A 23,739-nucleotide genomic window follows, 5' to 3' on the forward strand; every position below is an offset into this window, starting at 1 on the left:
CCGGCAGATCACACCCGACTCTTCTACGTGTCGTAGAAAAGGTCTTCTACGAGGCGTAGAAATGACGATGTCGATAGTAGACCGCAGAAGGGACCCGGGCCGTGGACGTCCTGGACATCGCTCGCTGGCAGTTCGGGATCACGACCGTCTACCACTTCATGATGGTCCCGCTGACCATCGGCCTGGGGATCCTGCTGGTGGTCATGCACACCATGTGGGTGCGCACCGACAACCCCGAGTGGCTCCGGATGACCCGCTTCTGGGGCAAGATCTTCCTGATCAACTTCGTCCTCGGGGTCGCCACCGGCCTGGTCCAGGAGTTCCAGTTCGGGCTGGCCTGGAGCGAGTACTCCCGCTTCGTGGGCGACGTCTTCGGCTCGCTGCTGGCCCTCGAGGCGCTGCTGGCCTTCTTCCTCGAGTCGACCTTCCTCGGCCTGTGGATCTTCGGCTGGGGCCGGATCCCGAAGAAGCTGCACCTCGCGACGCTCTGGGCGGCGGTGATCGGCTCGACGGTCAGCGCGTACTTCATCATCGCGGCCAACTCGTGGATGCAGCACCCGGTCGGGGTCGTCGCCGACGACGCGACCGGCCGGCCGGTGCAGGTCGACTTCCTCGCCGTGCTCACCAACAACACCGCGCTGGCCGCCTTCACCCACACGATCGTCGCCGCGCTCATGGTGGCCGGCGCCCTGCTGGTCGGCGTCGGGCTCTACCACCTGCGCCGGCGGAAGCTGGCCGGGAAGCCGGCCGACGAGATCGACCACGGGGTGTGGCGCCGCTCCGTCCGGATCGGCGGCTGGGTGTCCCTCGCGGCCTTCGTCCTGGTCGCGGCCACCGGCGACTGGCAGGCCAAGCTGATGTACCACCAGCAGCCGCTGAAGATGAGCTCGGCCGAGGCGCTGTGCGACACCGAGGCGCCGGCGTCCTTCTCGATCTTCGCCTGGAACAAGCTGGGCTCCAACGAGTGCGACGACGTCCACTCGATCACCGTGCCGGGCCTGCTCTCCTTCCTCGCGCACGGCGACTTCACCAGCGAGGTACCGGGCGTCAACGAGCTCCAGGAGCGGTACTCCGAGGTCTACGGCGCCACCTACCCCGACGACCCGTCGCGCTTCGGCACCCTGGCCGGGGAGCCGGTGGACTACCAGCCGGTGCTCGCGGTCACCTACTGGAGCTTCCGGCTGATGATCGGCATGGGCGCGGTCTCGGCAGGGGTGGCCGCCTACGCGCTCTGGTCGACGCGGCGCGGCCGGGTGCCGACCTCCCGGATCGGCGTGTACGGCTCGCTGGCGGCCGTGGGCGCGCCCTTCGTGGCCAACGCCTCGGGGTGGATCTTCACCGAGATGGGCCGCCAGCCCTTCGTCGTCGTCCCCAACCCGGACGTGCCGGTCGACGACCAGATCTGGTTCTTCACGGCGCAGGCGGTCTCCCCCGGGGTCACCCCCGCGGAGGTCTGGACCTCGCTGGGCGCGCTGACCCTCGTCTACGGCGTGCTCGCGGTGATCGAGCTCTGGCTGATCACCACGTTCATCCGGTCGGGCATCACCGCGGGGGACACCAGCACCACGCCGCCGATCGGCACCGGCCGGGACGACGAGCGTCGCGAGGGCCCCGACGGGGACGCCGGTGGCGCCGGCGGTGGCCGCCGCGCCGACGACGACGTCCTCCAGTTCGCCTACTGACCCCCACCCGCAGACCCCGAGGAACCCGTCATGGACCTGCAGACCCTGTGGTTCGCCGCCGTCGCCGTGCTGTGGATCGGCTTCCTGCTCCTGGAGGGCTTCGACTTCGGTGTCGCCGCCCTGCTGCCGGTGCTGGGCCGCCGGACCGCCGACCGGCACCTGATGCTGCGCAGCATCGGCCCGCTGTGGGACGGCAACGAGGTGTGGCTGATCACCGCCGCCGGAGCGGTGTTCGCCGCCTTCCCCGGCTGGTACGCCACCTGGCTGCCGGCGCTGTACCTGCCGTTCGTCTTCGTGCTCTTCGGGCTGATCATCCGCGCGGTCGCCTTCGAGTGGCGGCACCAGTCGCACGACCCCCGCTGGGACGGCACCTGGACGCACGTGATCACGGTCGGGTCGCTGATTGCCGCACTCGGCGTGGGCGCGGCGCTCGGCACCACCACGCTGGGCCTCCCGATCGACGGCGACGGCATCCGCGTGGGCGGCAGCTTCGCCGGCGTGGGCTGGGCGGCGCTGCTCGGCGCGCTCGCGGTGCTCGCCTTCTCGGTGGTGCACGGCGCGCTGTTCCTGGCGCTGAAGACCGACGGCGACGTCCGGCTGCGCGCCCGGGCCTTCGCCCTGCGCTGGTCGCCGGTGGCGGCCCTGCCGCTGCTGGCCTGGGCGGGCTGGGTGCACCTGCGCGCCGGGACGTCGGTCACCGCGGTGCTGTGGGTCGTCGGCGCGCTGGCCGTCCTGGTCACCTGGGCGCGCATCCGCGTCGACCGGGAGGGCCAGGCGTTCGCCGGCTGGGCGGTGATGCTCGTCAGCTCGGCCGCGACCATCTTCGGCGCCGCCTACCCCGTCGTCGTCCCCTCGACGATCGACCCGGCCTTCGACGTGACGATCGCCGAGGCGTCGGTCAGCGACTACACGCTCACCGTGATGACGTGGGCGGCCGCCGTCGGGCTGCCGGTCGTGCTGGCCTACCAGGCGTGGACGTACTGGGTCTTCCGCAAGCGGCTGACCGCCGAGCCGCAGCACGAGGACGCCCCCCGCAGCGGGGACGCCCCCGCGCCGAGCGAGCTGCCGGCATGAGTGCCGGCGCCGACGCCCCGCGGGGCCCGCTCGCCGCGCTGGCCGGGGTGCCGGGCCTTCCCGGCGCCCTGGTCCGGGCCGCGCTGGCGGCCCTCGTCCAGGCCACCGGCCTGGTGCTCCTGGCCGCCGGGCTCGCGCACGCGGTCGCCCGCGCGAGCGGGCTCGCCGAGGGCTCCCCGACCGTGCCGCTCGCGCTCGCGGCGGCGGGCGTCGCGGTGCGGGCCGCCGCCGGCAGCCTCGGCGAGGCGGTGGCCGCCCGGGACGCGCGCCGGGCCGAGGAGGTGCTCCGCCGGCGGCTGCTGGGCCGGCTGGCCACCTCGCCCGCCGCGGTCGCCGCGGCCGGCGGGCCCGCACCGGCCGCGGTGCTCGCCACCACCCGCCTGCACGACCTCGGGCCCGCGCTGGCGAGCTACCTGCCGGCGCTCGCGCAGACGGTCGTCGTGCCGCCGGCGCTGCTGCTGGCGCTGGCGTGGACCGACCCGCTCTCCGCGGTGCTCGTCGCGGCCACCCTCCCGCTCGTGCCGGTCTTCATGGTGCTGGTCGGCAAGCACACCCAGGACGCGACGGCCGGCTCCGCGCGGGCGCTGGACCGGATCGCCGCCCACGTCGCCGAGCTCGTGCGCGGCCTGCCCGTGCTCGTCGGGCTCGGCCGGGCCGCCGAGCAGACGGCCGCGCTCGCGGCGCTCGGCGAGGCGCACCGCACCCGCACGCTGTCCACGCTGCGGATCGCCTTTCTCTCCGCCCTCGTGCTCGAGCTGATCGCCACCCTCTCGGTCGCCCTCGTGGCGGTCACCGTGGGCGTCCGGCTGGTCGAGGGGCACATCGCCCTGGGCGTCGGCCTCACGGCGCTGCTGCTCGCCCCCGAGGCGTTCGCCCCGCTGCGGGCGCTCGGCGCCGCCCACCACGCCGCGGAGGACGCCGCCCTCGCCGCCGCCGAGGCGCGCGCGGTGCTGGCCGCGCCCGCCGACGCCGGCGCCGCCCCGGCGCCGGGCGACGACGACCCGCGCGGCGCCGACGTCGCGGTCGCCGGGCTGACGGTCGCCTACCCCGGCCGCACCGCGCCGGCCCTGCCGCCGACCGACCTCGTCGTCCACCCCGGGGAGCTGGTGGCGCTCCGCGGGCCCAGCGGGTCGGGCAAGTCCACGTTGCTGGCCGCCCTGGCCGGGCTCACCGACCCGGGAGCCCGCGTCGCCGGCTCGCTCGCCACCGGCGGCCCGGTCGCGGTGGTGCCCCAGTTCCCGCGCACCACCGGTGCGACCGTCGCCGACGAGCTGCGCCGGCACGCCGCCGCGGAGCCGGGCGTGGACGAGATCGTCGCCGAGGCCTACGTCGTCGAGGCGCTCGGCCGGCTCGAGGCCACCGACCTGGCCGGGCGGGCGCCGGAGTCGCTCTCCCCCGGCGAGCTGCAGCGGGTGGCGCTCGCCCGGGCCCTGGTGCGGGTCCGCCGCGGCGCCCGGCTGCTGCTGCTGGACGAGCCGACGGCGCACCTGGACGACGACGCCCGCGGGCTGGTCGCCGCCGTCCTGGCCTCGCTGCGCGGCACGGTCACCACCGTGCTGGTCACGCACGACCCGGTGCTCGCCGGCCTCGCCGACCGCACCGTCGACCTCCCCGCGCCGGCGGTCGCCGGACCTCCCGTCACAACCGCCCCCCCGGTGCGGCCGGCGCGTCCCGCCGCCGCGGACCCCGTGCCGGAGGCGACGACGCCGGCCCCCGCGGCGGGCGCCCTGCGCCGCGCGGTGCTGGCCGGGGTGCTCGCCTCCGGGGCGGGTGTGGCGCTGACGGCGGCCTCGGGCTGGCTCATCGTGCGGGCGGCGGAGATGCCCCCGGTGCTCACCCTCCTGGTCGCCACCGCCGGGGTCCGCTTCTTCGGCCTGGCCCGGGCGGTGCTCCGCTGGCTCGAGCGGCTCTCCGCCCACGACGCCGCCCTGCGGGAGGCCGCCGGCCTGCGGGTGCGGGTCTGGCGCGCGCTGGCCGCCCAGGGGCTGGCCGCCGACCGCACGCCCGGATCGGCCCTGGCCCGGGTCGTCGGCGACGTCGGCGTGGTGCAGGACCTCGGCGTGCGGGTCCGGCCCCCGCTACTGGTCGCCGCCACGGTGCCCGCCGTCACCGTCGCGGTGCTGGCGCTGGTCGACGCCGCCGCCGCGGGCCTGGTGGCCGCCGTCCTGGCGCTCACGGTCGGCGCCGTCCTGCTCGCGCACCGCGGGCTGGACGCCGGCGCCGCCCGCGCGGAGAGCACGCTGCGCGTCGCGGCGCTGCGGGAGACCGGCACCGTGCTCGAGGGGCTGGCCGACCTGCGGGCGCACGGGCTGGCCGCCCGGGCCGCCGCGGAGCTCGACGCGGCCGCCGCGCGCCAGGGCGGCCGCGCCCGCACCCGGGACCGCGCCGCCGCCGTCGGCAACGGGCTGGTGGTGCTGGGCACCGGGCTGGCCGCGGTCCTCGGCACCGTCGTCGCCTCGGCCGGTGGGCTCGCCGGGCCCGCGCTGGCCGTGGTCGCCCTCGCGCCGCTGGCGCTGGCCGAGCCGCTGGCCGGGCTGGTCGCGGCCCTGCAGCGCCGCGGCGCCCTCGCCGACGCGCGCGCCCGCATCGACGCCGTCCTCACCGCCCCCGTCGCCGCCGAGCCCGCCGAGCCGCTGCCCGCCCCGACCCACGTCCGGTCGCTGCGCACCGAGGCGCTCGTCGCCGGCTGGCCCGGCGGGCCCGACGTGCTCCGCGGGATCGACGCCCGTGCGGCGGCCGGCGAGGGGTGGCTGGTCGTGCGCGGCCCGTCGGGCACGGGCAAGTCGACGTTCCTCGCCGTGCTCATGGCCTCGCTGCGCCCCCGGGCGGGCAGCTACGCGGTCGACGACGTGCCCGCCGACCGGCTCCTCGGCGACGACCTCCGCGCCCGGCTGGCCTGGCTGCCGCAGGAGGCGCACGTCTTCGCCTCCTCCATCCGCGCCAACCTGGCGACGGCCGCACCGCGCGGCGTCCTCGGCGGGCCCGAGGGCGAGGCGCGGATGCGCGCAGCGCTGACCGCGACCGGCCTCGCCGGGCTGCTGGCCACTCTCCCCGACGGCCTGGACACCCCCGTCGGGGCGGGCGGCACGGCGCTCTCCGGTGGCGAGCGGCGGCGGCTGGCCGCGGCGCGCGCCCTGCTGGCCGACCGGGACGTGGTCCTGCTCGACGAGCCGACCGCCCACCTGGACGCCCCGACCGCCGCGGCGCTGCTGCGCGACCTGCGCGCCGCGCTCGCCGGACGGGTGGTCGTCTGCGTCACCCACGACGACGACGTCGAGCGCCCCGGCGACACGGTGCTGCACCTGGGCGAGCCGGCGGCCCGGGCGACCGCCTGAGGGGTCTGCAGGGCGCTCTCCCTCTGCCCACCCCACGGGGCAGAGGGGGAGCGCCCCCGGCACCCCACCTGCTCCCGGCGAGGACCTCGGAGGCCCGGCGGTCAGGCGACCGGCACGTCCACCGGGATCTCCGGCCCGAGGCGGGCGCCCTGGAGCAGCGGCAGGTCGTCGCCGGACCAGAAGCTCCCGGGGTCGTAGGCGTTGAGCGGGCGGTCGCCGGGCAGCAGCCCCATCGCCGTGTAGGTGGCCGCCACCAGCTCGGCGCAGAAGACGGTCTCCGCCGCGGTCTGCCGCCGCAGCCGGCCGTTCACCCAGCCGCGCACCAGGCCGCGGGTGGTCGGGAACGGCCGCCCGTCGAGGCGGGCGATGGTCCGCAGCACGGCATCCTCCATCGCCGGGGTCACCCCGCCGTCCTCGGCCGGGCCGACGAGCTGCCGCAGCCACGCCCGCTGCCCGTACCGGCCGCGCCAGGTGAGGACGGCGTCGCGCAGGTCGTGCAGCTGGACGCCGCGCTGGTGGGTGCCGCTCCACGCGTCGGGCAGCGATTTCCCGAGCTCGGCGTGCCACAGCAGCGGGGGCAGGTCCTCCAGCACCACCGCCATGCCGACGTGGTTCACCGGCGCGTTGGTGACCGCGCGGATGGCGCGGTCGGCGAGCGAGGGGCCGCGGAAGACCCAGACGTCGCCGGTGCGCGTCAGGTCGACCGCGGCGTCCAGGGAGAGATCGGGCACGGGCCGCTACGTTACGGACGTGCGCCTCTGGAAGCTGCTCGGACTGGCCGGCCTCGCGGGAGTGACCGCCGGCGGCGTCGTGCTCGCCCGCGACGAGCGGCAGCGCCGTGCCTGCACCCCGGACGACGTGCGGGCCCGGCTGCACGAGCGGGCCGCGGCCGCCCCCGAGCCGGAGACGCCGGCCCCGGCCGCCGCCGAGCTCACCGCAGGCCGGAAGCACCGGCTGGCGCGCGTGCTGCGCCGCCGCTGAGCGCGGAGCCGCCGTGGCCGGGCCGGTCGTGCACGACCGGCATGCGGCCGGGTGCCGGGGGTAGGGACGGCGGACCCACCGCCAACTCCTGAGGAGCCGACATGGCCCGCAACACCCTCTCCCGCTCGCTGCACGACCTCGGCCTCTCCGCCTGGTTCGGCGGAACCCTGGCCAACGCGGTCGCCCTGAACGCCGCCGCGGGCGAGGCCGGCGACGACGCGGCCACCGGGCGCGTGGCCAACGCGGGCTGGGACCGCTGGACCCCGGTCAACCTCGTCGCCATCGGCGCCCACCTGGTCGGCAGCGTCGGCCAGCTGCAGGCGAACAGGCAGCGCGTGGCCGCCCAGGAGGGCGTCGCCGGGATGTCGACCCTCAAGACCCTCGTCACCGCCGCGGCGCTGGGCGCCACCGCGTACAGCCGGGTGCTCGGGCAGCGCATCTCGGACGCGGGCTCGGTGCCCTCGAAGTCCGGCACCCGGCCCAGCAAGCTCACCAAGGCCGCGCGGGCCGACCTCGCCGCCGCCCAGCAACAGCTCGACACGCTGCAGTGGGTCATCCCGGCCCTCACCGGCGCGCTCGTCGCGATCAGTTCCTACGCCGGTGAGCAGCAGCGGCCGAGCGAGGTGGCCAGGGGCGTCTCCGCCCGCTGACCGGAGGTCCCCGGCCGGCGCGGCCCCCGTCCCGCGCCGGCCGGGGGCCGGCCTGCTCAGGACGCCGCGGGAGCCTCGGGCAGGACGACGATCCCGTCGCGGTCGGCGCAGAGCCACTCGCCGTCACGGAACACCACACCGGCGAAGGCCACCGGGACGCCGGCGCGGCCCGAGTGCAGACCTCGCTGGCTCTTGCGCGGCATGGCCGCCAGCGCCCGGACGCCGAGCGGCTGCCCGGCCAGCTCGTCGGCGTCCCGGATGCACCCGTTGACGACGATCCCGGCCCAGCCGTTGGTCGCCGCGGAGACCGCCAGGTTGCCGCCGACCAGCCCGCACCGTCGCGACCCGCCTCCGTCGACGACCAGCACCCGCCCCTCGCCCGGGCCCTCGACGGCCTCCTTGACCAGGGTGTTGTCCTCAAAGACCTTCACGGTCGCGATGCGTCCGCTGAAGGCGACGGCCCCGCCGAAGATCTGGAAGACCGGATCGCAGACCTGCGCCTCCGGGTGGGCGTCGGAGACGTCGGTCGTCGCGGGGTTGCCCGTCGGGTCGGTCATCTGGTCGCTCGCTCTCGGGTCGGCGTCATGGGACCTCTCGCAGCAACGTTATAACCTATAACGCAACGAGAGGAGACCGATGCGCGACGCCGGCGCGGAGTACGCGACCAAGAGCGACCTCGCCTACACACGGGTCCGCGGCTTGATCCTGTCGGGGGAGCTGGCCCCGGGGGACGTCCTTCCGCAGGCCGCGCTGGCCCGCACGATCGGGATGAGCACCACTCCCCTGCGCGAGGCGCTGCGACGGTTGAAGCAGGAGGGGCTGGTCGAGCTCGACGCGCACCGGGACGCGCGGGTGCGGCCGCTGGAGGCCGCCGAGGCCCGCGACCTGCTGGAGCTCCGGCAGACCCTCGACCCGCTCGCGGCCTCGCTGGCCGCCCGCCGCCGCACCGACGAGGACCTGACCGAGCTGCGGGCGGCGCTGGACGGGCTGGAGACGCTGAGCGCCTCCCCCTCGGTGGGCGAGCTGGAGAGCCACCACCGATTCCACGCCGCCATCCACCGCGCCTCGCGGAACGCGCTGCTCGTGCAGACCCTCGACGGGCTCTGGGTGAAGACGGACCGCTACCGCAGGCACGGCCTCGAAGCCGGTCGCAGCGACGAGGAGCGCGCCGCCCGGGCCACCGAGCACCGGCTGCTCTACGAGGCCGTCCGGGACGGCGACGCCGAGGCCGCCGGGGAGCTGATGCGCCGCCACGTCGACACCAGCCTGGGCGCCCGGTCGCTGGACCGCCTGGGCGACCCCGAGCCGCCGCGGTGACCGCCCCGGGGCGCCGCGTGCTGGGCCTGCTCCTGCTGCACTCCGCACTCACCCAGGTCATCACCTTCGTGCTCCGCCCGACCTCGGCCTACCGCGCCCTCGAGCTCGACGTCCCCACCGCCTGGCTGGGCGCGCTCACCGCCTCCTTCGCCGTCGTCCCGCTGCTCCTGGCGGTGCCGTCCGGGCAGGCGACCGACCGGTTCGGCGAGCGACGGGTGATGCTGGTCGGCGCCGTGCTCCTGGCGCTCTCCGGCGCGGTCTTCGCCACCGGCCGGGGCGGCGCCGCCGGGCTCGTGCTGGGCAGCGTCGTGCTGGGCACGGGCCACCTGCTGTCGGTGGTCGGCCAGCAGGCCGCCGTCGCCAACACCGCCGGGCCCGGCCGCTTCGACACGGCCTTCGGCTACTACACCTTCGCGGCCTCGCTGGGCCAGGCCATCGGTCCCGCGCTCATCACGCTCATCGGAGGGGACGGCGCCCTGCCCGACACGACCCCCATCTTCCTGACGGCCACGGCGCTGGGGGTCGTCCTGCTGCTCTGCACGGCGTTCCTGCGCCTGCCTGGCCGGGAGATCGCCGGTGGCCCGGCCGAGAACGGCGGCATGGCGACCCTGCTGCGGCTGCCGGGGCTGCTCCGCGCGCTGCTGGTCAGCTGCGTCGTCCTGGCCGCCGTCGACATCACCCTCGTCTACCTGCCGGCCCTCGGTGCCGACCGCGGGCTGGCCGCCGGGGTGGTCGGTCTGCTGCTCACGCTGCGCGCGGTCGCCTCGATGACCTCCCGGTTGTTCCTCGGCCGGCTCGTGGCGCGGGTCGGCCGCCGCCGGCTGATGGTCACGAGCGTGGCGCTCTCCGCGGTCTCGATGGCGGTGCTCGCCGCGCCGCTGCCGGTGGTCGCCATGACGGTGGTGGTGGTCCTGCTCGGACTGGGCCTCGGGGTCGGCCAGCCGCTCACCATGTCCTGGCTCGCCGAGGTGGCGCCGTCGGGGCTCCGTGGACGCGCGATGTCCCTCCGGCTCACCGGCAACCGGCTCGGCCAGGTGCTCATCCCCAGCACCGTGGGGCTCGTCGCCGCGGGAGTGGGTGCCGCCGGCGTGCTGTGCGCGACCGCCGCAGCGCTCGCGGTGGTGGGGGTCGCCGCCCGGCGGCTCGCCGTGGACGGCGGCCGCGGCACCTGAGGGCGGCCGCGGGGTCAGCGCGCGGGCGGCCCGGCGACCCGCACCACGACGTCGTCGGTGAACTCCTCGGTCGAGGCGCCGCCGCCGAGGTCGCGGGTGCTCACGCCCGCCCGCACGGCCGCCCGGACGCCCTCCTCGATCCGCACCGCGGCGTCGGCCGCCCGCTCGTCGCCGTACCGGGTGGCCAGCCAGTCCAGGAGCATGGCGGCGGACAACATCATCGCGACGGGGTTGGCCAGTCCCTGACCGGCGATGTCGGGCGCTGAGCCGTGCGCGGCCTGGGCCATGCACCGGTCGTCCGAGGCGTTGACCGACGGGGCGATGCCCAGCGAGCCGGCCAGCTCACCGGCCAGGTCCGACAGGATGTCGCCGAACATGTTCTCCGCCACGACGACGTCGAAGTCGGCCGCCCGGCGCAGCAGGTGCACCGTCATGGCGTCGACGTGGACGTCGTCGACCTCGACGTCGGGGTAGCCCTCGGCCACCTCGAGGCAGACCTGCTTGAACAGGCCGGAGCTCAGCCGGAGCACGTTCGCCTTGTGCACGATCGTCAGCCGCTTGCGGCGCCGGCGGGCCAGCGCGAACGCGGTGTGCGCGATGCGCTCGATCGCCGGCCGGGTGAAGACGCCCATCGCGATCGCGACGTCCGCCGTCGGCATGTACTCGCCGGTGCCGGCATGCGTGTTGCGGTCGGCGTAGAAGCCCTCGGTGTTCTCGCGGACCACCACCAGGTCGGTGTCCGGTGCGATCGCGCGACCACCCTCGAAGGCGCGCGCCGGCCGGATGTTGGCGTAGAGGTCGAAGCGCTTGCGGATGGCGCCACTGGGATTGAGCGCCGACCGGTGCGGCTCGGGGTAGGCGGCGCTGTCGTGCGGCCCCAGCAGCCAGCCGTCGAGGCCCGCGAGCGCCTCCACGGTGGCAGCCGGGATGGCGCTGCCGTGCTGCTCGATGGCCGATGCCCCCAGGGGCAGCTCCTGCCAGGCGACGGGCTCGGCCCCGGCGGCGGCCAAGGCCGCGTCGACCACGCGCACCGAGGCGGGGACGATCTCCGGACCGATGCCGTCGCCGGGCATCAGGCCGAGCCGGTAGGAGCGGCCGGCGGTCACGACCGGCTCGCGCCGTCGCCCGGGCGCACGGGGCCGGCGCCGCGGTCGCTGTCCGACAGGTGCTCGAAGGTCTCGCCTGTGGCGGTGACGGTGCGGGTGACGTCGCGGCCGCCGTAGACCCAGTAGATGGTCATCGGCCCGTCGCCGCGGTTGCGGAAGCAGTGCGGGACGCCGGCGGGGACCCAGGTCGCCTGGCCGGCGACCAGGTCGAACTCGTCGTCGCCGACGACGGCCGTCGCCTCGCCCGCGAACACGAGGACGGTCTCCTCCACGTTGTGCGAGTGCAGCGGGATGCCCGTGCCGGGCGAGAAGACCGTCATCCCGGTGGTGACGCGGTTGTGCTCGCAGTTCCACCTGCCGACGAACGGGATCGTCGCGACTCCGTTGCCGCGGTCGAAGCGCTCGATGTCGTCGGGGCGCAGCACCATCGACGGCGGGACGGGCTGGGCGCGGTCGCCCCCGGCGCTCACGCCGCCACCTCGGCGCTGTGCGAGACCAGCAGCTGCCCCGGGGTGTTCACCTGCTCGGCGAGCACCTCGCCGGCGATCATGCGCCACTGCGCGAAGTGCGGCGCCCGCTTGTGCGCCTCGAACGCCCCCGCGTCGGTGTAGAGCTCGTAGAGCAGGAAGCGGTGCCCGTCGCCCTCGACCGCGCAGACGTCGAATCGCAGGCACCCCGGTTCCTCGCGCACCGACGCCTCCGCGTTGGCCGCCATCCCCGCGAGGAACTCCTCCCGCTTCCCCGGCCGGACCTGCATCTGCACCACCAGGCTGAACATGCGCGCCTCCTCGTCGTCCCGCTGTATACAGCTTGCATACAGTACGGCCAGCCGAGGAGAGAGGGGCACGCGATGACCGACCGGATCCACCCCGGGGACCTGCGGACGTTCGGCACCCGGGTGCTCGCCGCGCTGGGCGTGCCCGAGGACGACGGCGCCCTGGTGTCCGACAGCCTGGTGCAGGCCGACCTGTGGGGTCACCAGTCGCACGGGTTCCTGCGGCTGCCCTGGTACGCCGCCCGGCTGCGCTCCGGCGCGATGCGCGCGGTCACCGATCCGGCCGTCCTCTCCGACACCGGCCCCCTGGTGCTGCTCGACGGGCGCGACGGCATCGGCCAGGTGCTGGCCGACCGCGCCCGCGCCCTGGCCACCGCGCGCGCCCGCACCCACGGCGTCGGTGTCGTCGGCGTGCGGAACTCCAACCACTTCGGTACGGCCATGTACTTCACCCGCCGGGCCGCCCACGACGGGTTCGTCGCCCTCCTCACCACCAACGCCAGCCCGGCGATGGCCCCGTGGGGTGGCCGGGAGAAGGTGCTCGGCACCAACCCATGGTCGATCGCCGCACCCGCGCCGGACGGGCGGGTCGTGGCCGTCGACATCGCCAACACCGCGGTCGCCCGCGGCAAGCTCCACCTGGCGCAGAGCCGTGGCGAGGCCATTCCCGACGACTGGGCGCTCACCGCGGACGGCGCGCCGACGACGGACCCGGCGGAGGGGGTGCTCGGCGTGATCCTCCCGATGGCCGGCCACAAGGGCTACGCGATCACCTTCCTCGTGGACGTGCTCTCCGGTGCCCTCACCGGGAGCGCCGTGGGCACCGGCGTGCACGGCCCCTACGAGCCCGAGGCGCGCAGCGGGTGCGGGCACCTGTTCCTGGCCCTCGACCCGGCGGCGTTCGGCGACCCCGCCGGCTACGAGGAGCGGGTCCGGCAGCTGATCGGCGAGGTGCGGTCCGTACCGCTGGCGCAGGGCGTCGACGAGGTGTTCCTGCCAGGGGAGGTCGAGGACCGCGCCGAAGCGGCGGCCCTCGCCGCCGGGGGCGTGCAGCTCGCCGAGGGCGCGCTGGCCGGGCTCCGGGAGCTGGCCGGCGCGACCGGCGTCCCGGTCGAGGGCCTGCCGTGACGGGCCCGGGCCCCGGCGAGGCCAGCAAGGCCGACCTGGTCCACCGGCAGCTCAAGGAGGAGATCGAGCTGGGCGAGCTCGCCCCCGGCACGCCCCTCTCGGAGCTGTGGCTGGTCGAGCGCACCGGTGCCTCCCGCACCCCCGTCCGGGAGGCGTTGCGGCGGCTGGCGGCGGAGGGGCTGGTCGACCTGGCACCGCGGCAGGGCGCCCGCGTCTCGCGGGTGTCCCTGCAGAGCGTCCGCGACCTGTTCGACTTCCGCGCGCTGCTGGAGCCGGCCGCGATCCGCCAGGCCACCGAGGCGGCGGCCGCCGACCCCGAGCTGCGCCGGGTGTTCACCGGGATGGGCAACGAGTTCGCCCGCACGGTGCGCCGGGTGCCGTCGCTGGCCCGGTCCCGGGCCTTCTACGCGCTGGCCGACCGGTTCGACTGGGCCATCATCGGCGCCACCCGCAACGAGCACCTGCGGCGCACCATCGCCGAGCTGCGGCCGCACACCGCCCGCCTGCGCAACCTCTCCCACGTCGATCCCCAGCGGGTGGAGGTCTCCGTCACCGAGCACCTGCGGATGTGCGACGCGCTGCTGGCCGGCGACGCCGACGAGGCGGCGGCCGCCGTCGCCGACCACCTCGCGCAGAGCTTGGCGACGATCTTCCGCAACCTCGGCCGGGGCCCTGCGGAGGGTGTCGAGCTGCTCGGCGAGACCCTCAGCGGGCGGCCTTGACCGCCAGCACCGGGCAGTTGGCGTCGAGCAGGATCCGCTGCGCCTGGCTGCCGGTGATGAGCTTCCCCGTGGGGGTGCGCCGGCGCAGGCCGATGACGATCATGCTGGCCCGGAGCCGGTCGGCGGTCTCCACGAGCTCCTCGGACGCCTCGTGGCCGCCCACCTGCTGGGCGATCTCGTAGACGCAGCCGGAGCGCTCCAGCTCCGCCCGCACGGCGGCCAGCGCCTCCGGCGAGGCGAACCGGTTGTCCACCAGCGAGTCCCCGCGGGAGGTGTTGACGACGTGCAGCGGCTCGTCCCGCAGCCGCGCCTCGCGGATGGCGGTGGCCAGGGCTGCTTCGCCCTCGGGGGTCGGCACGTAGCCCACGACGATGGTCATGGGCGGAGCCTGCCCGATCCGGCGGCGCACGTCTGCATTGCGCGCCTAACGGTCCTTTCGGTCGTTGCGTCAGCACAGGTCGTTGCGTCAGCACAGGCGGTTGCGTCAGCGCGGCCGCGAGGTGAAGCGGCGCTCCGGCCGCCCCGCCGTCCCGTACCGCTGCCGGACGACGGCCTCCTGCTGGGCGACGAGCTGCTCGAGGTAGCGGCGGGCGCTCACGCGGGCGAGGCCGGTGCGCTCGCTGCACTCGGACGCCGAGAGCCCCTCGGCGTCCGCGGCCCGCAGCGCCGACCGCACCAGCTCCAGCGTCTCCGGGGCGATCCCCTTGGGGGTGCGCACCGGCGCCGGTTCGGCGCCGCGGGCACCGCCGAAGACCCGGTCGACGTCCTCCTGGGCCGCGTGCTCCAGGGTGTCGATCTCCGCCCGGAGGCGGGCGAAGTCGCGCAGCCGCGTCTCGAAGGCCCGCCGGTCGAACGGCTTCACCAGGTAGTGCAGGACACCGCCGTGCAGGGCGCTGCGGATGCTGTCCACGTCGCGCGCCGCGCTGATCACCATCACGTCGACCGACGACCCGGCCGAACGCAGGCTGCGCAGCACCTCGAGGCCGGTCATGTCGGGCAGGTAGACGTCGAGGAGCACCAGGTCGGGGGCCAGCTCCGCGACGGCGGCCAGGGCGTCGGCGCCGGTGGCGGCGGTGCCGACCACCTCGAAGCCGTCGACCGCTGCGACGAACCCGGCGTGGACCTTCGCGACCATGAAGTCGTCGTCGACGATGAGGACGCCGATCACGGGGCGACCAGCGCCGGCTCGGCGGGGAGGCGGGCGGTGAAGGTGCTGACCCCGTCTGCGGTGGCCGTCACGCCACCGCCCCGCCGCGCGCAGGCCAGCTGCACGACCGACAGGCCGATGCCCCGCTCGCGCGAGCCGGCGGACTTGGTCGACACCCCCCGGCGGAAGACCTCGCGCTCCATCCCGGCCGGGACACCCGGGCCCGAGTCGCGCACGACCACCTCCACCTCGCCGTCGACCAGGCCGAGCGCGACCTCCACCCACGGGGAACGGGACCCCGTGGCGGCGTCCAGGGCGTTGTCCACCAGGTTGCCGACCACGGTGGCGACGTCGGCGCTGAGGTCGCCGTCGAGGACCGGGAGATCGGAGTCGGCCGCGATGCGGAGCTCGACGCCCAGCTCGGTGGCCTGGCTGACCTTGGCGATGAGCAGCGCCGCCACCGAGGGGTCGTGCACCGCCTCGGTGACCGCGCCGGTGAGCTCCGAGCGGCTGGAGCTGATCCGGTGGACGAACCGCACCGCCTCGTCTGCCTCCCCGAGCTCGATCAGGCCCGCGATCGTGTGCAGCCGGTTGCTGAACTCGTGGGCCTGGGCGCGCAGCGTGTCGGTGACGTGCCGGGTGAGGTCGAGCTCCCGGCGGAGCTCGAGCAGCTCCGTGCGGTCGCGCAGGGTCGCGACCGAGCCGATCGGCCGTCCGCGGCTGGCGATCGGCAGCCGGTTCACGACCACCACGCGCCCCGCGCTGGCGACCGCCCGGTCGCGCTCCACCTCGCCCGACAGCAGGGCGTCGCGCATCTCCTCCCCCACCCCGAGCTCCTCGAGGGTGCGGCCGAGGGCGTCGCCGGGGATGTGCAGCAGCCGGATCGCCTCGTCACTGACGAGCGTGACGCGGCCTCGCAGGTCCAGCCCGACCACGCCCTCGCGGATGCCGTGGAGCATGGCGTCGCGGTGCTCCACCAGGCCGGTGATCTCGGCCGGCTCGAGGCCGAGGGTCTGCCGCTTGACCCGCCGGGCCACCAGGAGCGAGCCACCGATGCCCAGGGCGCTGGCCAGGCCGAGGTAGGTCAGCAGGTTGGGGGCCGCGGCGGCGAGGCTGTCCAGCACCGAGGGGTACTGACGGGTGACCGCCACGAACCCGGCGACCTCCCGGCGCGGCCCGGCGAGCACCGGCGCCATCGCGACCGCCGCCGGGGCGCCGCCGACCTCCCGCTCCCCCACCCAGGCCCTGCCCCGGAGCACCGTGCTGTCCCCGAGCGGGAAGCGGGCGCCCAGCTGGGCGGGGTCGGCGCTGGCCAGCACCGTGCCGTCGGCGTCGGCCACCACGACCGAGGCCGAGCCCGAGACGCTGCGGGTGCTCTCGGCCGCCACCCGGACGTAGGCCACCGCGCCGCCGTCGACCGCCTCGCGGAAGATCCGGGCGTTGGCCAGCGTCTCGGCGACCGAGAGCGCCCGCCCGCCCTCGACCTCCTGCGCGCGCTTCGCGGACTGCGCCACGGTGACGGCGGTGACGCCGACGAGGACGACGCAGATGATCACCACCTGCAGGGCCAGCAGCTGGCCGGCCAGCGAGAGCCGCCGGGGCACGGTTCCTCCTGAGGGTCGGGTCGGGCGCGGACGGCGCCCTGGGGCACCCCAGCACGTGTCCACCGGCACGGTGACCGTGGACACAACGACCACAAAGCTCAATGCGCACGCAAGCGTGACACGGAGCACGCCGGTTCCCATCGTCCTCTCTGACGGCGTCCCCGCCGACCCCACCAGGAGGTACACATGCGTACTGCTTCCCTTCGCAGATTGACGTTCGGCGCCGTGGCTGCCGGGCTCGTGCTCACCGGCTGCGGCACCACGGCCGAGGGCGGCTCCGCCGCGGCCGGCGCCGACGGCCCGATCGAGGGGCTGCGGGTGCTGGTGCCGAACTCGGCCGGCAGCGGCTACGACACCACGGCGCGCACCGTCGCGCAGGTGATGGAGACCAACGACCTCGCCTCCTCCATCGAGGTGTTCAACCTCGAGGGCGCCGGCGGGACGGTCGGCCTGCAGCGCCTCGTCAACGAGGAGGGCAACGCCGACATGCTCATGCAGATGGGCCTCGGCGTCGTCGGCGCGCAGTACAGCAACCAGTCCGAGGCCACCCTGGACCAGACCACGCCGGTGGCGCGGCTGATCGAGGAGGCCGAGGCGATCGTCGTCCCCGCCGACTCCCCGTACCAGACGCTCGACGAGCTGGTCCAGGCGTGGAAGGCCGACCCGGGCAACGTCCCCGTCGGCGGCGCCTCCAACCCCGGCGGCCCCGACCACCTGACGCCGATGCTGCTGGCCGAGGAGGTCGGGATCGACCCGACCACCGTCAACTACGTCTCCTACGACGGCGGCGGCGAGCTGCTGGCCGGCATCCTGGGCTCGCAGATCGCCTTCGGCGCCACCGGCGTCGGCGAGATCGCCGAGTCGGCCGCGAGCGGCGACGTCCGGGTGCTCGCGGTGACCACCGAGGAGCCCGTCGAGGGCATCGACGCCCCCACGCTGACCGAGGAGGGCGTGGACCTGGTCTTCACCAACTGGCGCGGCCTGGTGGCGCCCCCCGGCCTGGACGAGGAGCAGACGCAGCGGCTGGTCGACGCGGTGACCGAGATGCAGGGCACCGAGGAGTGGCAGCAGGCCCTCGAGGACAACGGCTGGGGCGACGCCTTCCTCGCCGGTGACGAGTTCGAGCAGTTCCTCGGCGAGGAGAGCGAGCGCGTGCAGACCGTGCTCAGCGAGCTGGGGCTGGCGTGAGCTCGGCCGCCCCCCACGAGGGACGGCAGGGGCAGGGCCGCTCCGAGCTCGGCGTGGCCCTGTTCCTGGGCGCCCTCGGCGTCCTGGTCGTCGTGCAGGCCTTCCTCCTGCCGGAGAGCCTCATCGCCCGGGGCCCGGTGGGCCCCCGGACGGTGCCCCTCGTGGTGGGCGGCCTCCTCCTCGTCGTCGCGGTGGTCCTCGCCGTCGACATCCTCCGGGGTGGACGCGGCGAACCCGAGGGCGGTGAGGACATCGACCTCACCGGCCGCAGCGACTGGCGGACGATCGCCGTCCTCGTCGCCGCCTTCCTCGCCAACGCGCTGCTCATCGAGCCGCTCGGCTGGCCGGTGTCCGGGGCGATCCTCTTCTGGGGCTCGGCCTTCGCCCTCGGCAGCCGGCACTACGTCCGCGACGCCGTGATCGCCGTCGTCCTCTCGGTCGGCAGCTGGTACCTGTTCGTCCTCGGCCTGGGCATCGCCCTGCCGGTCGGCGTCCTGGAGGGGATCCTCTGATGGAGGCGTTCGGCGACCTGCTCGGCGGGTTCGGCACGGCCCTCACGCCGACCAACCTGATGTTCGCGCTGCTCGGCGTGCTCCTCGGCACCGCGATCGGCGTCCTGCCGGGCATCGGCCCGGCCATGACGGTGGCGCTCCTGCTGCCGCTCACCTTCGGCCTGGAGCCCGTCCCCGCGCTGATCATGTTCGCCGGGATCTACTACGGCGGCATGTACGGCGGGTCCACCACGTCGATCCTGCTCAACACCCCGGGTGAGAGCTCCTCCGTGGTGACCGCCATCGAGGGCAACAAGATGGCCCGGAAGGGCCGGGCCTCCCAGGCGCTGGCCACCGCGGCCCTCGGCTCCTTCGTGGCCGGCACGATCGCCACGCTGCTGCTGGCCCTCCTCGCGCCCACGGTGGCCCGGCTGGCCATCGAGATCGCCCCGCCGGACTACTTCGCCGTCATGGTGCTGGCGTTCATCGCGGTGACCTCGGTCCTGGGCAGCTCCCGCGTCCGCGGGCTGGCCTCGCTCGGGCTCGGGCTGACGATCGGGCTCATCGGCATCGACGCGACCTCCGGTCAGCAGCGGCTGACCTTCGGCATCCCCGAACTGGCCGACGGCATCGACGTCGTGGTGGTCGCCGTCGGCCTCTTCGCCGTCGGTGAGGCGCTGTGGACCGCGGCGCACCTCCGCCGTCGCCCGCTCGAGGTCATCCCCGTCGGCGGGGCGCGGATGAGCCGGTCGGACCTCAGCCGCTCGTGGAAGCCGTGGCTGCGCGGCACCGCGATCGGGTTCCCCTTCGGGGCCGTGCCCGCCGGCGGTGCGGAGATCCCGACCTTCCTCTCCTACGTGACCGAGAAGAAGCTCTCCAAGCACCCGGAGGAGTTCGGCCACGGCGCGATCGAGGGCGTGGCCGGCCCGGAGGCCACCAACAACGCCTCCGCCGCCGGCGGCCTGGTGCCGCTGCTGACCCTGGGCATCCCCACGACCGCGACCGCGGCGGTCATCATCGCCGCGCTCGAGAGCTACGGGATCCGGCCCGGGCCGCTGCTCTTCGAGAACGAGCCCGAGCTGGTCTGGGGCCTGATCGCCAGCCTCTTCATCGGCAACGCGGCGCTGCTGCTGCTGAACCTGCCGCTGGCGCCCTACTGGGCGAAGCTGCTGCAGATCCCGCGCCCCTACCTGTACGCGGGCATCCTGTTCTTCTCCAGCCTCGGGGCCTACGCCGCGAACGCCTCGCCGTTCGACCTGTTCCTGCTGCTGGGGATCGGCGCGCTCGGCTTCATGATGCGGCGGTACGGGCTGCCGGTGCTGCCGGCGATCATCGGTGTGATCCTCGGACCCTTCGCCGAGGAGGAGCTGCGGCAGGCGCTGCAGATCAGCAACGGCGACCCGGCCGGGCTGATCACGCCGATCTCCATGGTCGTCCTCGCGATCGTGGTGCTGATCCTGACCTGGCCCCTGGTCCGCCGGCTGCTCCCCCAGAAGGCCACCGTCCCCTTGTTCTCCGACGCGGTGCACGAGATCGACGAGGCGCACGGCCACCACGGGCTCACGACCGCGGTCTCTGTGCCGCGGGAGCGGCACGGGGACGACGACCCCGGCGAGACGCCCTCGCGGCGGGACCCCGGGGAGCCGGGCTCCTGACCGCACCGACCCCTCGAGGGCCCCGCGTCCCCGCCCCGCCGTTCAGCCGGCGCCGGACGGGAGCGCGGGGCCCTCGTCCTTGAGCGCGACCCCGGAGGCCCCGAGCTCCCGGGCCGCCGCCAGCAGCCGCACCACCACGTCGGCCGCCTCCGCGTACCCCAGCCCGTGCGGCGGCCGGACGTTCGAGACGCAGTTGCGCTCGCTGTCGGCCCGGCCCGGCCGCGGGTCCCAGGTGAGGTAGACGCCGAGGGAGTCCGCCGAGGAGAGCCCCGGCCGCTCGCCGATGAGCACCAGCACCACCCGGGCGCCCAGCGCCGCGCCGATCTCGTCGCCGAGCGCCACCCGCGCCTGCGTCGCGAGCACCACCGGGCCCACCGACCAGCCGGCCAGCCGGTCGAGCAGCGCCCGCGTCAGCGCGGCCCCGTGCTCGTGCACCGCCCGCGGGGAGAGCCCGTCGGCCAGCACGATCGCGACGTCGGCCCCCGCCGGCGCGAGCGCGCACCCCGGAGCCAGCCGCCGGCCGAGGTCGGGGCGCTGCAGGTACTCGGCGCGGTCGGCCACCGCGGAGCGCACCTCGATCACCGGCACCCCGTCCAGCCCGGCGCGCACGACCGCCGGGTCGAGCGGCGCGTGCACCGCGTCCCGGGCGACCGCGTGCGCCAGCCGGAACTCCAGCTCCCGGGCGGTCGGCAGCCCGTCGCCGGCCCGGCCCAGCGCCACCCGGGCCCGGGTCGCCGCGCGCAGCACCGCCCACGGGTCGTTGCCGGTGATGCTCATGCCCGGGCCGCCGCGAGCAGCGCCTTCGCCGCGGGGGCGTCCGGGGTCAGCGCCCGCACCCGCCCGTCGCCGTCCAGCAGGTCCATGCGGGTCAGCCACGCCTCGAACTCCGGGGCCGGTCGCAGCCCGAGCACCCGCCGGGCGGTGAGGACGTCGGAGAAGGAGAGCGACTGATAGTGCAGCATCACGTCGTCGGAGCCGGGGACGGCGATGACGAACGAGCAGCCGGCCACCCCGAGCAGCAGGGTCAGGGTGTCGGTGTCGTCGGCGTCGACCTCGGCGTGGTTGGTGTAGCAGACGTCCACCCCCATCGGCAGGCCGAGCAGCTTGCCGCAGAAGTGGTCCTCCAGCCCGGCGCGGACCACCTGCTTGCCGTCGTAGAGGTACTCCGGTCCGATGAACCCGACGACGGTGTTCACCAGCAGCGGCTCGAAGTGCCGGGCCACCGCGTACGCCCTCGCCTCGAGGGTCTGCTGGTCCACCGGCCGCCCGTCGACCCCGCGGTGGGCGTCGGCCGAGAGCGCCGACCCCTGCCCCGTCTCGAAGTAGGTGACGTTGCGCCCGACGGTGCCGCGGCCGAGCTCCAGCGCGCCCGCGCGCGCCTCGGCGAGCAGGTCCAGCGTCACGCCGAAGCCGCGGTTGGCCGCCTGCGTGCCGGCGACGGACTGGAAGACCAGGTCGACCGGGGCGCCCTGCTCCATCGCCCGCAGCGTGGTGGTCACGTGCGCCAGCACGCAGGACTGGGTGGGGATCTCGTAGCGGCGGATGACCGCGTCGACCAGTTCCAGGAGGGCGACCGTCCGGGCCGGCGAGTCGGTGGCCGGGTTGATGCCGATGACCGCGTCACCGGAGCCCTGCAGCAGCCCGTCGACGATCGACGCCGTCACCCCCACCGGGTCGTCGGTGGGGTGGTTGGGCTGCAGCCGGGAGGCCAGCCGCCCGGGCAGGCCCAGGGTGCTGCGCAGCCCGGTGACCACCCGCGCGCGGCGCCCCACCGCGACCAGGTCGGCGTTGCGCATCAGCTTCGAGGTCGCCGCGACCATCTCGGGGGTGAGCCCGCGGGCCAGCGCGCTGATGGAGGTCTCGTCACCCTCGGCCGCCCAGGTCAGCAGCTCGTCTCGGAACTCCCCCACGGTCAGCCCGGCCACCGGGGCGAACGCGACCCGGTCGTGCGTGTCGAGGATCAGCCGGGTGACGTCGTCCTCCTCGTAGCCCACCACCTGCTCCTCCAGGAAGGTGGCCAGGGGCATGTCGGCCAGCACCACCTGGGCGGCCACCCGCTCCGCGGCCGACTCGGCGGCGCACCCGGCGAGCACGTCACCGGAGCGGGCCGGTGTCGCCTTGCCCAGCAGGTCCGACAGCGAGCGGAACTCGTACGTGTGCCCGCCCAGGGTCGTGCGGCGCACGGTCATCGCACCTCCTCCTCGGCCGCGGCGAGCAGCTCGAACTCCTCCTCGGGGGCGGAGGCGACGAGGTGGTGGCGGCTGTAGAGGGCGAAGTAGCCGAGGAAGACCGCGTAGGCGCCGAGGGTCCACAGCGCGGCGACCTCGTCGACGAGGAAGGTGGCGACGACGGCGGCCGCCGCGAGCACCAGCGCGACGCCGGTGGTGACCGTGCCGCCCGGCGTCCGGTACGGCCGGGGCAGGTCGGGCTCCCGTCGGCGCAGCACGATGTGGCTGACCATCATCAGCACGTAGGAGACCGTGGCGCCGAAGACGGCCATGTTGAGCAGCATCGCCCCCTGGCCGCTGAGCGAGAGCACGAAGCCGATCGCACCGGGCACGAGCAGCGCCAGCACCGGGGCCTTGCGGCCGTTGGTCACCGACAGCGCGCGGGGCAGGTAGCCGGCGCGGGAGAGCGCGAAGGTCTGCCGCGAGTAGGCGTAGATGATCGAGAAGAAGCTGGCCACCAGCCCGAAGAGCCCGGCGTAGTTCACCACCGTGACCAGCGTCGACGCCGAGCCGGCGATCTGCAGCGCCTCGACCGGCGGGTTGCCGCTGGCCGACATCGCCTCCGACCCCCCGGCGCCCGCGGTGAAGACCAGCATGAGCAGGGCCAGCACCAGCAGCAGGCCCATGGCGGCGACGATGCCGCGCGGCATGGCCCGGGCCGGGTCGCGGGCCTCCTCCGAGGCCAGGGGCACGCACTCCACCGCCAGGAAGAACCAGATGGCGAACGGGAACGCCGCCCAGATGCCCATCAGGCCGAAGGGCAGGAAGTCCGAGGCGCCGGCGGCGTCGGTGGGCGCGATGTCGAGCAGGTTGGCCGGGTCGAACGCCGGGATCGCCCCGAACAGGTAGACCACCAGCCCGGCGACGGCGATGCCCGCGATGACGAGCATGACCTTCAGCGCCTCGCCCACCCCCATGAGGTGGATGCCGATGAACAGCGCGTACACGGCCAGGTAGACCCACCAGCCGTCGGTGATCCCGAACAGCCCGAGGGACTCCACGTAGGCGCCGATGAAGGTGGCGATGGCAGCCGGGGCGATGGCGTACTCGATGAGCACCGCGACGCCGGTGGCGTACCCGCCCCAGGGGCCGAGCGCCCGGCGGGCGAAGGTGTAGCCACCGCCGGCGGTCGGCAGGGCCGAGCCCAGCTCGGCGAGGCCGAAGACCATCGCCGAGTACATGACCGCCATGAGGAGGACGGCGATCAGCAGCCCGCCGAAGCCGCCCTCGGCGAGGCCGAAGTTCCAGCCCGCGTAGTCACCGGAGATGACCGCGGCGACGCCGAGCCCGGCGAGCAGCACCCAACCCGCCGTCCCGGTGCGCAACTGCCGCTTCTGGTGGTAGCCGGCGGCCACCGTCTCCGCCTCCACCCCGTGCCGGGTGACGGGCCGGGCAGGGCGTACGCGTGGTTCAGCGGTCATGGCCGGCCTCCGGGTGAGCCCCCGCAGGTCGGGTGGGGTCAGCCTGGCCCGGCGGCCCTGCGA

At 75.3% G+C, this 23,739-nt stretch carries 23 protein-coding genes; 12 read left to right on the top strand and 11 right to left on the bottom strand.

The genetic code is table 11. The features are described from left to right. Window positions 1–101 precede the first annotated feature (101 nt). The 3 genes from ACI792_RS11355 to cydC are packed head-to-tail and all read left to right on the top strand — an operon-like array spanning window position 102 to window position 6,091. Entirely contained in the window at window positions 102–1,682 is a 1,581-nt protein-coding gene (locus ACI792_RS11355) for a cytochrome ubiquinol oxidase subunit I (protein ID WP_456602663.1), read from the top strand. Between the two features lie 30 nt (window positions 1,683–1,712). After that, complete coding sequence (gene cydB / locus ACI792_RS11360) at window positions 1,713–2,756, top strand: cytochrome d ubiquinol oxidase subunit II (protein WP_456602664.1); 1,044 nt, start codon at window positions 1,713–1,715, stop codon at window positions 2,754–2,756. Further along, the gene (cydC, locus tag ACI792_RS11365) at window positions 2,753–6,091 is read left to right on the top strand and encodes a thiol reductant ABC exporter subunit CydC (RefSeq protein ID WP_456602665.1); all 3,339 of its coding nucleotides are present in this window, start codon (window positions 2,753–2,755) and stop codon (window positions 6,089–6,091) included. Before cydB ends, cydC begins: the two co-directional genes overlap by 4 nt. Before the next feature lie 101 nt (window positions 6,092–6,192). On the opposite strand, the gene ACI792_RS11370 is transcribed toward cydC, so the two are convergent. Further along, complete coding sequence (locus ACI792_RS11370) at window positions 6,193–6,822, bottom strand: hypothetical protein (protein WP_456602666.1); 630 nt, start codon at window positions 6,820–6,822, stop codon at window positions 6,193–6,195. A gap of 19 nt (window positions 6,823–6,841) precedes the next feature. Here ACI792_RS11370 and ACI792_RS11375 point away from each other — a divergent pair, with 19 nt between their 5' ends. Both ACI792_RS11375 and ACI792_RS11380 read left to right on the top strand, forming a co-directional pair. Further along, on the top strand, window positions 6,842–7,072 hold the full coding sequence (locus ACI792_RS11375) for a hypothetical protein (RefSeq protein ID WP_456602667.1): 231 nt from the start codon (window positions 6,842–6,844) through the stop codon (window positions 7,070–7,072). 101 nt (window positions 7,073–7,173) lie between these two features. Then, window positions 7,174–7,722 carry a hypothetical protein gene (locus tag ACI792_RS11380; RefSeq protein WP_456602668.1) on the top strand — a complete coding sequence of 183 codons (549 nt, stop codon included), beginning with the start codon at window positions 7,174–7,176 and terminating at the stop codon, window positions 7,720–7,722. A gap of 56 nt (window positions 7,723–7,778) precedes the next feature. Here the strand turns inward: ACI792_RS11380 and rraA are convergent, their stop codons facing one another. Continuing rightward, the gene (gene rraA, locus ACI792_RS11385; RefSeq protein WP_456602669.1) at window positions 7,779–8,279 is read right to left on the bottom strand and encodes a ribonuclease E activity regulator RraA; all 501 of its coding nucleotides are present in this window, start codon (window positions 8,277–8,279) and stop codon (window positions 7,779–7,781) included. A gap of 79 nt (window positions 8,280–8,358) precedes the next feature. Here rraA and ACI792_RS11390 point away from each other — a divergent pair, with 79 nt between their 5' ends. Together ACI792_RS11390 and ACI792_RS11395 are read left to right on the top strand one after the other, a co-directional pair. Continuing rightward, window positions 8,359–9,039 carry a GntR family transcriptional regulator gene (locus tag ACI792_RS11390; RefSeq protein WP_456602670.1) on the top strand — a complete coding sequence of 227 codons (681 nt, stop codon included), beginning with the start codon at window positions 8,359–8,361 and terminating at the stop codon, window positions 9,037–9,039. Continuing rightward, window positions 9,036–10,211 carry an MFS transporter gene (locus tag ACI792_RS11395; protein ID WP_456602671.1) on the top strand — a complete coding sequence of 392 codons (1,176 nt, stop codon included), beginning with the start codon at window positions 9,036–9,038 and terminating at the stop codon, window positions 10,209–10,211. Before ACI792_RS11390 ends, ACI792_RS11395 begins: the two co-directional genes overlap by 4 nt. Window positions 10,212–10,225: 14 nt before the next feature. On the opposite strand, the gene ACI792_RS11400 is transcribed toward ACI792_RS11395, so the two are convergent. From ACI792_RS11400 to ACI792_RS11410, 3 genes are read right to left on the bottom strand one after another with little or no spacing between them, the layout of a single operon-like run. Beyond that, a complete protein-coding gene (locus ACI792_RS11400) occupies window positions 10,226–11,317 on the bottom strand; it encodes an isocitrate/isopropylmalate dehydrogenase family protein (RefSeq protein WP_456602672.1) in 1,092 nt (363 codons plus the stop codon). Beyond that, window positions 11,314–11,787 carry a cupin domain-containing protein gene (locus tag ACI792_RS11405; protein WP_456602673.1) on the bottom strand — a complete coding sequence of 158 codons (474 nt, stop codon included), beginning with the start codon at window positions 11,785–11,787 and terminating at the stop codon, window positions 11,314–11,316. The genes ACI792_RS11400 and ACI792_RS11405 overlap by 4 nt, the downstream gene beginning before the upstream one ends. After that, window positions 11,784–12,095: a putative quinol monooxygenase gene (locus ACI792_RS11410; protein ID WP_456602674.1), complete on the bottom strand. Its 312-nt coding sequence runs from the start codon at window positions 12,093–12,095 to the stop codon at window positions 11,784–11,786. The genes ACI792_RS11405 and ACI792_RS11410 overlap by 4 nt, the downstream gene beginning before the upstream one ends. A gap of 72 nt (window positions 12,096–12,167) precedes the next feature. On the opposite strand from ACI792_RS11410, the gene ACI792_RS11415 reads away from it, so the two are divergent. Both ACI792_RS11415 and ACI792_RS11420 read left to right on the top strand, forming a co-directional pair. Then, window positions 12,168–13,220: an Ldh family oxidoreductase gene (locus ACI792_RS11415; protein ID WP_456602675.1), complete on the top strand. Its 1,053-nt coding sequence runs from the start codon at window positions 12,168–12,170 to the stop codon at window positions 13,218–13,220. Next, window positions 13,217–13,942 (top strand): GntR family transcriptional regulator, encoded by a 726-nt coding sequence (locus tag ACI792_RS11420; RefSeq protein WP_456602676.1) that lies wholly within the window; start codon window positions 13,217–13,219, stop codon window positions 13,940–13,942. The genes ACI792_RS11415 and ACI792_RS11420 overlap by 4 nt, the downstream gene beginning before the upstream one ends. Here the strand turns inward: ACI792_RS11420 and ACI792_RS11425 are convergent. From ACI792_RS11425 to ACI792_RS11435, 3 genes are all read right to left on the bottom strand, one after another. Next, the gene (locus ACI792_RS11425) at window positions 13,926–14,321 is read right to left on the bottom strand and encodes a universal stress protein (protein ID WP_456602677.1); all 396 of its coding nucleotides are present in this window, start codon (window positions 14,319–14,321) and stop codon (window positions 13,926–13,928) included. The genes ACI792_RS11420 and ACI792_RS11425 overlap by 17 nt on opposite strands. Before the next feature lie 105 nt (window positions 14,322–14,426). Further along, window positions 14,427–15,110, bottom strand: coding sequence for a response regulator (locus ACI792_RS11430; protein ID WP_456602678.1), 684 nt, complete (start codon window positions 15,108–15,110; stop codon window positions 14,427–14,429). Continuing rightward, on the bottom strand, window positions 15,107–16,693 hold the full coding sequence (locus ACI792_RS11435) for an ATP-binding protein (protein ID WP_456602679.1): 1,587 nt from the start codon (window positions 16,691–16,693) through the stop codon (window positions 15,107–15,109). The genes ACI792_RS11430 and ACI792_RS11435 overlap by 4 nt, the downstream gene beginning before the upstream one ends. A 225-nt stretch (window positions 16,694–16,918) precedes the next feature. On the opposite strand from ACI792_RS11435, the gene ACI792_RS11440 reads away from it, so the two are divergent. Genes ACI792_RS11440 through ACI792_RS11450 form a run of 3 tightly spaced genes read left to right on the top strand, consistent with a single transcriptional unit; the run spans window position 16,919 to window position 20,027 of the window. Continuing rightward, window positions 16,919–17,881: a Bug family tripartite tricarboxylate transporter substrate binding protein gene (locus tag ACI792_RS11440; protein WP_456602680.1), complete on the top strand. Its 963-nt coding sequence runs from the start codon at window positions 16,919–16,921 to the stop codon at window positions 17,879–17,881. After that, window positions 17,878–18,393 carry a tripartite tricarboxylate transporter TctB family protein gene (locus tag ACI792_RS11445; protein ID WP_456602681.1) on the top strand — a complete coding sequence of 172 codons (516 nt, stop codon included), beginning with the start codon at window positions 17,878–17,880 and terminating at the stop codon, window positions 18,391–18,393. Before ACI792_RS11440 ends, ACI792_RS11445 begins: the two co-directional genes overlap by 4 nt. Next, complete coding sequence (locus tag ACI792_RS11450) at window positions 18,393–20,027, top strand: tripartite tricarboxylate transporter permease (RefSeq protein ID WP_456602682.1); 1,635 nt, start codon at window positions 18,393–18,395, stop codon at window positions 20,025–20,027. The genes ACI792_RS11445 and ACI792_RS11450 overlap by 1 nt, the downstream gene beginning before the upstream one ends. Before the next feature lie 42 nt (window positions 20,028–20,069). Here the strand turns inward: ACI792_RS11450 and eutC are convergent, their stop codons facing one another. From eutC to eat, 3 genes are read right to left on the bottom strand one after another with little or no spacing between them, the layout of a single operon-like run. Continuing rightward, window positions 20,070–20,804, bottom strand: coding sequence for an ethanolamine ammonia-lyase subunit EutC (eutC, locus tag ACI792_RS11455; RefSeq protein ID WP_456602683.1), 735 nt, complete (start codon window positions 20,802–20,804; stop codon window positions 20,070–20,072). Then, on the bottom strand, window positions 20,801–22,216 hold the full coding sequence (locus ACI792_RS11460) for an ethanolamine ammonia-lyase subunit EutB (protein WP_456602684.1): 1,416 nt from the start codon (window positions 22,214–22,216) through the stop codon (window positions 20,801–20,803). Before ACI792_RS11460 ends, eutC begins: the two co-directional genes overlap by 4 nt. After that, window positions 22,213–23,676, bottom strand: a complete 1,464-nt coding sequence (eat, locus tag ACI792_RS11465; RefSeq protein ID WP_456602685.1) for an ethanolamine permease — start codon at window positions 23,674–23,676, stop codon at window positions 22,213–22,215. Before eat ends, ACI792_RS11460 begins: the two co-directional genes overlap by 4 nt. Window positions 23,677–23,739: the final 63 nt, after the last annotated feature.

The organism is Blastococcus sp. SYSU DS0669 (assembly GCF_054050895.1).

What these genes read in the sequence shown, in the direction of transcription:
- cydB (WP_456602664.1), top strand. Translation starts at nt 1,713, where the DNA reads ATGGACCTGCAGACCCTGTGGTTCGCCGCCGTCGCCGTGCTGTGGATC.
- cydC (WP_456602665.1), top strand. Translation starts at nt 2,753, where the DNA reads ATGAGTGCCGGCGCCGACGCCCCGCGGGGCCCGCTCGCCGCGCTGGCC.
- ACI792_RS11380 (WP_456602668.1), top strand. Translation starts at nt 7,174, where the DNA reads ATGGCCCGCAACACCCTCTCCCGCTCGCTGCACGACCTCGGCCTCTCC.
- rraA (WP_456602669.1), bottom strand. Translation starts at nt 8,279, where the DNA reads ATGACCGACCCGACGGGCAACCCCGCGACGACCGACGTCTCCGACGCC.
- ACI792_RS11390 (WP_456602670.1), top strand. Translation starts at nt 8,359, where the DNA reads ATGCGCGACGCCGGCGCGGAGTACGCGACCAAGAGCGACCTCGCCTAC.
- ACI792_RS11410 (WP_456602674.1), bottom strand. Translation starts at nt 12,095, where the DNA reads ATGTTCAGCCTGGTGGTGCAGATGCAGGTCCGGCCGGGGAAGCGGGAG.
- ACI792_RS11415 (WP_456602675.1), top strand. Translation starts at nt 12,168, where the DNA reads ATGACCGACCGGATCCACCCCGGGGACCTGCGGACGTTCGGCACCCGG.
- ACI792_RS11425 (WP_456602677.1), bottom strand. Translation starts at nt 14,321, where the DNA reads ATGACCATCGTCGTGGGCTACGTGCCGACCCCCGAGGGCGAAGCAGCC.
- ACI792_RS11450 (WP_456602682.1), top strand. Translation starts at nt 18,393, where the DNA reads ATGGAGGCGTTCGGCGACCTGCTCGGCGGGTTCGGCACGGCCCTCACG.
- eutC (WP_456602683.1), bottom strand. Translation starts at nt 20,804, where the DNA reads ATGAGCATCACCGGCAACGACCCGTGGGCGGTGCTGCGCGCGGCGACC.
- ACI792_RS11460 (WP_456602684.1), bottom strand. Translation starts at nt 22,216, where the DNA reads ATGACCGTGCGCCGCACGACCCTGGGCGGGCACACGTACGAGTTCCGC.
- eat (WP_456602685.1), bottom strand. Translation starts at nt 23,676, where the DNA reads ATGACCGCTGAACCACGCGTACGCCCTGCCCGGCCCGTCACCCGGCAC.